We start from the raw sequence: 3,808 nt of genomic DNA on the forward strand, positions 1-3,808 counted from the left end.
TGCGTCAACAGTCAGAATCGAGCCTTGTCCCTCCTCCTCCCTTCAAGTCCTACCATACAAGCGAGCCTGCTCGCGAAGGCGGCCTGCCAGCCGGAATATATCTGGCAGTTGTACCCACCCCCTGTGGGAGCTGGCTTGCCAGCGAAGGCGACCTTTCAGCCGACCTGTTTCCTGCAGATGTACACGTACCCTCTGTGGGAGCGAGCCTGCTCGCGAAGGCGGCCTGCCAGCCGGAATATATCTAGCAGTTGTACCCACCCCCTGTGGGAGCTGGCTTGCCTGCGAAGGCGACCTTACAGCTGACCTGTTTCCTGCAGATGTACACGTACCCTCTGTGGGAGCGAGCCTGCTCGCGAATGCGGTTCGTCATTCAACAGCTATATTCACTGACACGCTGCGCCATCGCGAGCAAGCGCGCGCCCACAACGACCCCTGTTGTCCCGTGGCTGCGCGTCCCCCTCGCAAAGACAGCACGTACATTCAATTTTTTTCTTCTCCGCAACGGCACTATCCAACTCAATAGCGGTGATCAGCTCCCGTGGTTGTCTGTTCGCCCCCCCTATCGTTTCGCCGGAGCCCTGCGTCATGCCTGATTCCAACGTGCCCGACTCGCCTTTCGAGGAGGTCGTGACCCTGGTTATCAAACACCGGGTCAAAGCCGGTTTTGAAGTGCCCTACGAGGCTTGGCTGCGCAATATTGTCAGTGTCGCCGGACAGCAGGAAGGGCACTTGGGTGTGGATGTGATGCGCGGCAAGAACGCCGGCCTCGACATGTACACCTGCGTCTTGCGTTTTTGTTCCCCCAGCGCGATGCAGCGCTGGCTCGATTCGCCGCAACGCCAGGCGCTGGTCAAAGAAGCCACGCCGATGCTGGCCGACGGCGACCAGACCGAGGTCAATCCGGTCAACGAATTCTGGTTCGCCCCGCAGGCCGAGACGGGCTCGCCGCCGCCGCGCTGGAAGCAGGCCGTGGTCACGCTGTTGGTGATTCTGCCGCATACCTTGCTGGTGCCGTTGCTCTGGGGGCCGTTGTTGCAACTCAACGCTTTTCTCTCCCAATACGTGGTCGCGACATTCCTGATCACCCTGACCATCGTGCTGTCGGTGGTGTACCTGTTCATGCCGATGGCGACGCGCTTGTTCGCGCCCTGGCTGTCCTCATCCACTTCGCCCAAGGAAACGCGATGAACGCCGATCTGATTCTGTTCAATGGCCAATTTCATACCGTCGACCGAGAGAACCCACACGCCAGTGCGGTAGCCATCCGTGATGGCCGCTTTGTCGCCGTGGGGAGCGATGCCGAGGCCATGGCATTGCGTGGCTCGGGCACGCAAGTGATCGACCTCAAGGGCCGTTGCGTGATTCCCGGGCTCAACGACTCGCACTTGCACCTGATCCGTGGCGGCTTGAACTACAACCTCGAACTGCGCTGGGAAGGTGTGCCGTCGCTGGCCGATGCGCTGCGCATGCTCAAGGAACAGGCCGACCGGACGCCAACGCCGCAATGGGTGCGGGTGGTCGGGGGCTGGAATGAATTCCAGTTCGCCGAAAAGCGCATGCCGACGCTCGAAGAGCTTAACCAGGCCGCGCCCGATACCCCGGTGTTCGTCCTGCATTTGTACGACCGCGCCTTGCTCAACCGTGCGGCGCTGCGGGTTGCCGGCTACACCCGCGATACGCCGAACCCGCCGGGTGGCGAGATTGTGCGCGACGCCAATGGCAACCCCACCGGCATGCTGGTGGCGCGCCCCAACGCGATGATTTTGTACTCGACGCTGGCCAAGGGGCCGAAGTTGCCACTGGAGTATCAGGTCAACTCGACGCGCCAGTTCATGCGCGAACTCAATCGCCTGGGACTGACCAGCGCCATCGATGCCGGCGGTGGTTTCCAGAATTATCCGGACGACTATCAGGTGATCGAGCAGTTGGCCAAGGACCAGCAGTTGACCATTCGCATCGCCTACAACCTGTTTACCCAGAAACCGAAGGAAGAGCTGGCGGATTTCCAGAACTGGACCGGCAGCGTCAAGTTGCATCAGGGCGACGACTACCTGCGGCACAACGGCGCCGGGGAAATGCTGGTATTTTCGGCGGCGGATTTCGAGGACTTCCTCGAACCGCGCCCAGACCTGCCGCAAAGCATGGAAGACGAACTCGAGCCGGTGGTGCGCCATCTGGTCGAGCAGCGCTGGCCGTTCCGTTTGCACGCCACCTACGACGAATCCATCAGCCGCATGCTCGACGTGTTCGAGAAGGTCAACCGTGACATTCCGTTCAACGGTTTGCCGTGGTTTTTCGACCACGCCGAAACCATCACCCCCCGCAACATCGAGCGGGTGAGGGCGTTGGGTGGCGGCATCGCGATCCAGGATCGCATGGCGTTCCAGGGCGAATATTTCGTCGAGCGCTACGGTGCCAAGGCGGCCGAAGCCACGCCACCGATCCAGCGCATGTTGGCCGAAGGTGTGCCGGTCGGTGCCGGTACCGACGCGACGCGGGTGTCGAGCTACAACCCCTGGACCTCGTTGTACTGGATGGTCAGCGGTCGCACCGTCGGTGGCCTGGCGTTGCACGCCGAGGGCTTGTCGCGACAGACTGCGCTGGAACTGTTCACCCATGGCAGCGCCTGGTTTTCCTCCGAGCAGGGCAAGAAAGGCCAGATCAAGGTTGGACAACTGGCGGACGTGGCTGCATTGAGCGCGGACTTTTTCAGCGTCGAGGAAGAAGCGATCAAATGGATCGAGTCGGTACTGACCGTGGTCGGCGGCAAGGTGGTGTATGCCGCCGGGGATTTCGAGAAGCTGGGACCTGCCAGCGTGCCGGTGCTGCCGGACTGGTCGCCGGTGGTCAAAGTACCGGGGCACTGGCGGCCGAACTCGCCTCTGCAGGCGCAGGTTCACCAGTGCAGCGGTCCTTGTGCGGTGCACTCGCACAGCCATGAACGGGCGCGTCTGTCGAATGCACCCGTCAGTGATTTTGCCGGTTTCTGGGGCGCCTTCGGCTGCTCGTGCTTTGCTTTTTGACGAATACCCATAAGCGCCGACCTACTGGTCGCGCGCAGCAAGCGACAACCATCCACCAAGGAGTTTATTCATGAGCAACGTACCGTACTCTCGCTTGAACAAAGACGACGCTGTTGTGCTGCTGGTTGATCACCAGACCGGCCTGATCTCGCTGGTGCAGGATTTCTCGCCTAACGAGTTCAAGAACAATGTGCTGGCCCTGGGCGACATCGCCAAGTTCTTCAAGCTGCCGACCATCCTCACCACCAGTTTCGATAAAGGGCCTAACGGTCCGATCGTGCCGGAGCTCAAGGCGCAGTTCCCGGATGCGCCGTTCATTGCCCGTCCGGGCCAGATCAACGCCTGGGACAACGAAGACTTCGTCAAGGCCGTGAAGGCCACCGGTCGCAAGCAACTGATCATCGCCGGCGTGGTAACGGACGTGTGCGTGGCGTTCCCGACCCTGTCGGCCATTGCCGAAGGTTTTGAAGTGTTCGTGGTGACGGACGCTTCCGGCACCTTCAACACCACCGTGCAGCAGGCTGCCTGGGCCCGCATGTCGGCCGCCGGTGCTCATCTGCTGAACTGGTTCTCCGTGGCCTGCGAGCTGCAAGGCGACTGGCGCAACGACATGGAAGGCCTGGCCAACCTGCTGTCCGAACGTCTGCCGAACTACCGCAACCTGATCAACAGCTACACCACGTTCACCGCCAAGTAAGAACGTCGGCCAAAACGCTAAACCTTGTGGGAGCGAGCCTGCTCGCGAAAACGGTTTGACAGACACTGCAACAGTGTCTGGCCTGTCG

Annotated in this window: 3 protein-coding genes; all 3 read left to right on the forward strand. The window is 61.2% G+C overall.

Going from position 1 to position 3,808, the window contains the following annotated elements:
* The first annotated feature begins 585 nt into the window (after positions 1–585).
* Positions 586–1,188: an antibiotic biosynthesis monooxygenase gene (locus AC3WWR_RS26225; protein ID WP_020796365.1), complete on the forward strand. Its 603-nt coding sequence runs from the start codon at positions 586–588 to the stop codon at positions 1,186–1,188.
* Positions 1,185–3,023: an amidohydrolase gene (locus AC3WWR_RS26230; RefSeq protein ID WP_020796366.1), complete on the forward strand. Its 1,839-nt coding sequence runs from the start codon at positions 1,185–1,187 to the stop codon at positions 3,021–3,023. The genes AC3WWR_RS26225 and AC3WWR_RS26230 overlap by 4 nt, the downstream gene beginning before the upstream one ends.
* Positions 3,024–3,093: 70 nt before the next feature.
* Positions 3,094–3,720, forward strand: a complete 627-nt coding sequence (ycaC, locus tag AC3WWR_RS26235) for an isochorismate family cysteine hydrolase YcaC (RefSeq protein WP_020796367.1) — start codon at positions 3,094–3,096, stop codon at positions 3,718–3,720.
* Positions 3,721–3,808 lie beyond the last annotated feature (88 nt).

The sequence above is a fragment of the Pseudomonas sp. EB271-G4-1 genome (assembly GCF_058791355.1).

Coding starts and splice junctions, on each gene's coding strand:
- AC3WWR_RS26225 (WP_020796365.1), top strand. CDS start 586: ATGCCTGATTCCAACGTGCCCGACTCGCCTTTCGAGGAGGTCGTGACC.
- AC3WWR_RS26230 (WP_020796366.1), top strand. CDS start 1,185: ATGAACGCCGATCTGATTCTGTTCAATGGCCAATTTCATACCGTCGAC.
- ycaC (WP_020796367.1), top strand. CDS start 3,094: ATGAGCAACGTACCGTACTCTCGCTTGAACAAAGACGACGCTGTTGTG.